The sequence below is a fragment of the uncultured Dialister sp. genome, assembly GCF_900541605.1.
Taxonomy (GTDB): domain Bacteria; phylum Bacillota; class Negativicutes; order Veillonellales; family Dialisteraceae; genus Dialister.
Genome location: NZ_UQKJ01000120.1, coordinates 1 through 5,504, shown reverse-complemented (window position 1 = coordinate 5,504; position 5,504 = coordinate 1). Strand labels below are relative to the sequence as shown.

6 protein-coding genes are annotated in these 5,504 nt (G+C 52.8%); all 6 read right to left on the bottom strand.

Annotated features, from left to right (window positions below):
- Positions 1–199 precede the first annotated feature (199 nt).
- Positions 200–997, bottom strand: a complete 798-nt coding sequence (gene pstB / locus QZR21_RS07775) for a phosphate ABC transporter ATP-binding protein PstB (protein ID WP_296974757.1) — start codon at positions 995–997, stop codon at positions 200–202.
- Between the two features lie 17 nt (positions 998–1,014).
- Positions 1,015–1,953 (bottom strand): phosphate ABC transporter permease PstA, encoded by a 939-nt coding sequence (gene pstA, locus QZR21_RS07770; RefSeq protein WP_296099230.1) that lies wholly within the window; start codon positions 1,951–1,953, stop codon positions 1,015–1,017.
- The gene (gene pstC, locus QZR21_RS07765; RefSeq protein ID WP_296099228.1) at positions 1,950–2,861 is read right to left on the bottom strand and encodes a phosphate ABC transporter permease subunit PstC; all 912 of its coding nucleotides are present in this window, start codon (positions 2,859–2,861) and stop codon (positions 1,950–1,952) included. The genes pstA and pstC overlap by 4 nt, the downstream gene beginning before the upstream one ends.
- Positions 2,862–2,960: 99 nt before the next feature.
- Positions 2,961–3,845 (bottom strand): phosphate ABC transporter substrate-binding protein, encoded by an 885-nt coding sequence (locus QZR21_RS07760; protein ID WP_296099225.1) that lies wholly within the window; start codon positions 3,843–3,845, stop codon positions 2,961–2,963.
- A 203-nt stretch (positions 3,846–4,048) separates the two neighbouring features.
- Positions 4,049–4,747 (bottom strand): uroporphyrinogen decarboxylase family protein, encoded by a 699-nt coding sequence (locus QZR21_RS07755; protein WP_296099223.1) that lies wholly within the window; start codon positions 4,745–4,747, stop codon positions 4,049–4,051.
- Positions 4,748–5,059 carry a hypothetical protein gene (locus QZR21_RS07750; RefSeq protein WP_296099221.1) on the bottom strand — a complete coding sequence of 104 codons (312 nt, stop codon included), beginning with the start codon at positions 5,057–5,059 and terminating at the stop codon, positions 4,748–4,750.
- Positions 5,060–5,504 lie beyond the last annotated feature (445 nt).

Sequence of the window (5,504 nt, the reverse complement as noted above, 5' to 3'; positions counted from 1 at the left end):
GATCCACCTTACGCCCCCGCTTTGGGAAGGCGTCAGCCTTCCCAAAGCCACAACCCGGTCGGGCCAGCGAAGCGGCGCCCGACCCACAACCCTTATGCCCCATCCATCCGAGCAGCCCGCCGGCCAGCCACGAACCACATCAGCTCGTCAAATCGCAATAGTCATATCTGATTCAATTGTATCATATTCTGTCATCGTATCAGCCGAAATTGCCGGATACGTAACGGATGGTTCTTTCCTTCTTCGGGTTTTCGAAAATCTGCTGTGTATCGCCGTATTCCACCATTTCGCCGAGGTAGAAGAAAGCGGTCTTATCGGCAATACGCTGGACCTGCTGCATGTTGTGGGTAACCATGACCACCGTGTAATCTTCCTTCAGTTTCACAGCCAGTTCTTCGATGTGGGCTGTGGAAATGGGGTCCAAGGCGGAGGTTGCTTCATCCATAAGGAGCACTTCCGGTTCTACAGCCAGGGCTCTGGCGATGCAGAGCCGCTGCTGCTGGCCGCCGGAAAGGCCGAGGGCGGACTTGTGGAGACGATCTTTCAGTTCGTCCCAGATGGCTGCCTGTTTCAGGCTTCTTTCTACGATTTCATCGAGGTCGCTCTTTTTCGTGATGCCCTTCAGCCGGGGACCGTAAGCTACGTTATCGTAAATGCTCTTCGGAAAGGGGTTCGGCTGCTGGAATACCATGCCCACATGACGGCGAAGGACGATGGGGTCGATTTCCTTATAAATATCGACGCCGGAGAGAAGGACCTGGCCTTCTACACGGCAGCCGGGAACCAGGTCATTCATGCGGTTCAGGGTGCGGAGGAATGTGGATTTGCCGCAGCCGGAAGGTCCGATGAGGGCGGTGATCTGGTTCTTTTCAATGCGCATGGAAATCTTCTTCAGCGCCTGGAAAGCGCCGTAGTAAAGGTCCAGTCCCTTGCAGTCAAAAATAATATTGGAATAAACGGAAATGGACGGTGCCTGGGCGGAGGCCTGGACGGCCATGGAATTATTATTTGTCATCATGAATTTTCTCCTTCAGTCTTCTTAGAAATATAACGGCTCACGAGTCTGGCTCCGATACTGAAAACCAGGACCATAATCATCAATACGGCGGAAGCAGCAGCGGCTGTATCTACAGCGCTGGGGCCAAGGCCTTCCGTGCGGGCTGCCCAGACCTGGAGGGAAAGGGTCTCGCCGGGGCGGAATGGATTCAGTGGACAGGTAGGGGATGTGATATCCCATACGTTCCAGTTAATATCAGTACTCATACCGGCAGTGTACAGAAGAGCGGCGGCTTCGCCGAAGCCTCTCCCTGCAGCCAGGATGACGCCGGTCACGATGGGTCCCACCGTAGCGGGAAGCATAACGTGCCAGATGGTTTCGAAATGGGTGGCTCCCAGGGCCAGACTGCCTTCCTTATACCCGCTGGGAAGCGCTTTGAACGCATCGTAGGTGGTGGAAGTGATGAGCGGCAGGGACAGCACCGATACCGCCATGGCGCCGGAGAACAGGTTCCACTGGCTGTGAACCATGATGATAAACACCAGGTAGCCGAAAAGGCCGACCACGATGGAAGGAAGGGAAGACAGGGTCTCGATGGCGATGCGGAGACTGTTTGTCACTCTTCCGGGCGGTGCATATTCCGCCATGTACACACCGGCCATGACGCCGATGGGGACAGAAATAATGAGGGAAAGGACCACCAGGTAAACCGTGTTGAAGAACTGGTTTCCAATGCCCTCCGGTCCGAAGGAAAAGATTTCAGGCTTAAAAGCTTTCACGCCGCCCCATACCACGTAAAGTGTAAAGGCAATGAGGAGAAGCACGAAAGCGGCGGAAATGAAATAGAAGAAAAATGTGGCCACATGATCGGCAAAGCGGGCCCTCTTCAGCCCTCCGTCGATGAGACGGAGATCAGAAGCGCCATGGCCGGTCGGGTTTGCGGACTGAACAGTCATGCCAGGGACTCCTTTCTTGCTGCAATCAGATGGATAATCAGGATAAAGATCAGGGAAATAATGAAGAGCAGGAGAGCCATGGTCCACAGGGCGGAATTCAGTTCCCCGCCATCCATGGCGCCGCCCATATCAGAAGCAATGGCTGCGGTAAGACTGTTCGTCGGAGCCAGGAGGCTTGTGGGGAATGCTTTCATCTTGCCGATGACCATGGATACAGCCAATGCTTCCCCGAAGGCACGGGCCAAGCCAAGGACGATAGCCGTAAGAATGCCCGGCAGCGCTGCCGGAAGGAGTACTTTATAAATCATCTGCCACCGGGTGGAGCCCAGTCCGTAGGCCCCTTCAATGTACTTCTTATTCACGCTCCGGATGGCATCGGCAGAAACGGAAGTAATGGTAGGATAAATCATGACGGAAAGGACAATGGACGCCGCCAGCACGGACTGCCCGTGGGGCAGTTTGAAAATCTTCTGCAGGAACGGTACCAGCACCACCAGGCCAACCCAGCCATAGACAACGGAAGGAATGCCGACGAAAATTTCTACAGCCGGACGGATGATCTTCTCTCCGATCTTCGGCGAAATCTGTGTCATGAATACCGCTGTGGACAGGCTGAAGGGAATGGCAATGACAAGAGTCAGGAAACAGGTGAGGATGGAGCCGTAAATGAAGATGGCCGCCCCTACCTTGCCGCCTCCCACATCGGTATCAGAAGGCTTCCAGGTCGAGGAAAAGAGGAATTCTCCAATGCTGTGATGGAATTCCGTAAACGTAAGCATGCCCTTTGCCAGAAGGAAGCAGCCGATGGCAATGGTGAGGACAATCAGAAACAGGCCGCATATGGTGGATACGCTTTTACCCAGAATTTCACGCCGGAACATATGCTGCTGGCGCGTATTGCTTTCCATTCATTTCTCCTTTTTTTAAAGACGGGAAAGGCAGCCGCACTTTCATACGGCCGCTTTTCCCGCAAAATGTCTGTATCGTTTTATTATTATCAACTACGATTATTTTGTCTTCATCTTGGAGGATACGCCGTAGCCCTGTTTTTCGATTTCTACGCCGTATTCATCGGAGAGAACATAGTCCAGGTAAGCTTTGACAGCGCCGGTAGCTTCACCCTTGGTGTACATGTGTTCATAGCCCCATACTTTGTACTTGCCGTTGTAGGTATTTTCCAGTGTCGGTTCTACTCCATCGATAGCAACTGCTGCCACGTCTTTGTTATTGACGAGGTAAGGAAGTGCTACATAACCGATAGCGCCTTTGGTCTGAGCAACGCTCTGGATCAGTGTGCCGCTATCATCGGTTTCAAGGGACTTGTTGGAAGCTTCTTCCTTGCCGGCCAGTGCCAGTTCGGTGAAGAGAGCACGGGTGCCGGATGTGGTCGGTCTGGTTACGAGAACGATTGGTTCATCGGGGCCGCCAACGTCTTTCCAGTTTGTGGTCTTTGCAGTGAAGATATCCTGCAGCTGCTGGGAAGTAAGGCTCTTAACCTTTTCTGCAATGTCCTTATTCACAATGGTTGCTACGGTCATGGTGCAGACCTTGTGGTCTACGAGGCCCTTTGCCTTGTCAGCGGGGAGCTTTGTTTCAGCTGCCACATCGGAGTTGCCGATGTTGACGGAGCCTTCAGCAACCTGTTTCAGGCCTGTGCCGGAACCGCCGGCGTTCAGGGTAATAGAAACATCCGGATTCTTTGTTTTGAACTTAGCTGCCGCATCTTTAGCCAGCGGAAGCAGTGCGGATGAACCGGAAACGGTTACCTGGCCGGATACCTTTGCGCCGGAAGCGGCACCGCTTTTTGCCGGAGCCGAATTGCCACCGCAGCCTGCTGCTGCTACGAGTGCTGCAGAAGAAAGAGCCAGAGCCATCCACTTTTTAAGATTCATGTTAATCCTCCCTTGAAACGAATGATGATTTATTCTTTTTGTTTCGATGATTCTAGTCTACGGGATGGATGTAAAATGCAGAACTGTAAAAAAGTATAGTTTCCGTCTATTTTGTAAGTTTTATGTAAATTCTTGACATATAAAAGAGGTTTAGAAAATTATTTTCTAAACCTCTTTTATATGTCAACTTATTTTTAGATATTTCACTTCTTACCATACCCGGCAGCGGCATCACGAACCCAGTTGAACCGTTCCGAGTCGATGTCCTTGGGCACCGTGCAGTCTGCGCCGAGGATGACGCCCATTGTTCCGGCATGGTCCAGAAGCCGTCTCGTTTCTGCCTGCACTTCTTCCTTTGTACCAGAATAGAGTACCCCTTCCGGGTTGTTGTCAAAACCGCCGATGACGCAGCGGTGGTCAAAGATTTCCTCTCCCTTTTCCAGGGGCACCCCTTCGAAGGCCACGGCCCAGTTCACCGCCTTGAAAGGATAGTCCTTGTACCAGGTGAGGTCATTGTGGCAACCCATGTAGCCGCAGATGTGGAGGAGGTTGTAGTCGGACACCGAATTGGCGGCCTCCAGCACCGCCACCTCCGAGGGCGTGATGAATTCCGCATACTTTTCCTTCGTCATGGCGGGATGGGGAATATTCTGGACAGACAGGTAAATGCCGTCAGCGTGGCCATCGGTGATGACCGCCTTCGCCAGGGTGGCGATATCCTCCGTCAGCACCGCCATCACTTCCTTCAGGGCCTCCGGATCCTCTTTCATGAAATCGGTGATGACCGTCTTTGCATTGCTGCCGGTCTGCTGGAATTCGATGCACCGAGTGGGGGCAAAGAGGTTGTAGAAGACCATGACCTCTTTCCCATACCGTTCCGTCAGGATGCCGCAGAGTTCCACCTACTTCTGCACCCATTCCGAATCCCGGCCCAGAGGCTTAATATTTTCCGCATCCCTGATGGACTTCAGGTCGTGCAGCTGTTCATGGGGATAGAGGAAAAATCCATCCGTCATGATTTTCACGAAATCCGGATGCCAGGAATGATAAAATCTGTCATGCCCCGCCAGATTATCCACCCAGGCGGAATGATCGGCCAGTGCATCTGCGTGTCTCTGATCTGCCAGAAAATGATGCCAGAAACCTACCGGTACTCGATCTACCGGTCTGCAGTCAAGAGCTGCCTTAACGAGTTCTCTCTTAGTCTGTGCCATAATGCCCCTCCTTTAGAAGCAATACTATTTATATATGGATATGGTTACATGGTAATAGAGAGAATAGAGAAAAGCAAGAGGGTTTTGCTTCGGGCATAGAGGTGGCGCAAGGGGAATGCCTTCGGCAAGGCGGAGCGTCCTGCAGAGGACCTCCGGGTCCGAATAAGTTGGTGCCTATACTGCACATCAGGGCGCCTTCCTTTTTGTATTCGGACGGCACAAGGGTAACGGGCTTCGCCCGAAGGGGTGGTGCGCAACGAACAGGAGCGCAGGGAGCGGCAGCGACTGAGCATCCTGTGAGTCGCTTTCCCCTCGTGGGTGTGGCGCACAAAGTTTGGACGCGCCGCGAGTTTATATTTTGACGGCTTCTGGCGATATTTCAGTTTATCAAGCTGTTAGGGCGATGCTTACGGATAGAGTCATTCGTGCGGGGGCTTCTAGCTGC

Excerpts from the sequence above, each read along its gene's own strand:
- pstB (WP_296974757.1), bottom strand. The coding sequence starts at position 997 with ATGGCCGTCCAGGCCTCCGCCCAGGCACCGTCCATTTCCGTTTATTCC.
- pstA (WP_296099230.1), bottom strand. The coding sequence starts at position 1,953 with ATGACTGTTCAGTCCGCAAACCCGACCGGCCATGGCGCTTCTGATCTC.
- pstC (WP_296099228.1), bottom strand. The coding sequence starts at position 2,861 with ATGGAAAGCAATACGCGCCAGCAGCATATGTTCCGGCGTGAAATTCTG.
- QZR21_RS07760 (WP_296099225.1), bottom strand. The coding sequence starts at position 3,845 with ATGAATCTTAAAAAGTGGATGGCTCTGGCTCTTTCTTCTGCAGCACTC.
- QZR21_RS07750 (WP_296099221.1), bottom strand. The coding sequence starts at position 5,059 with ATGGCACAGACTAAGAGAGAACTCGTTAAGGCAGCTCTTGACTGCAGA.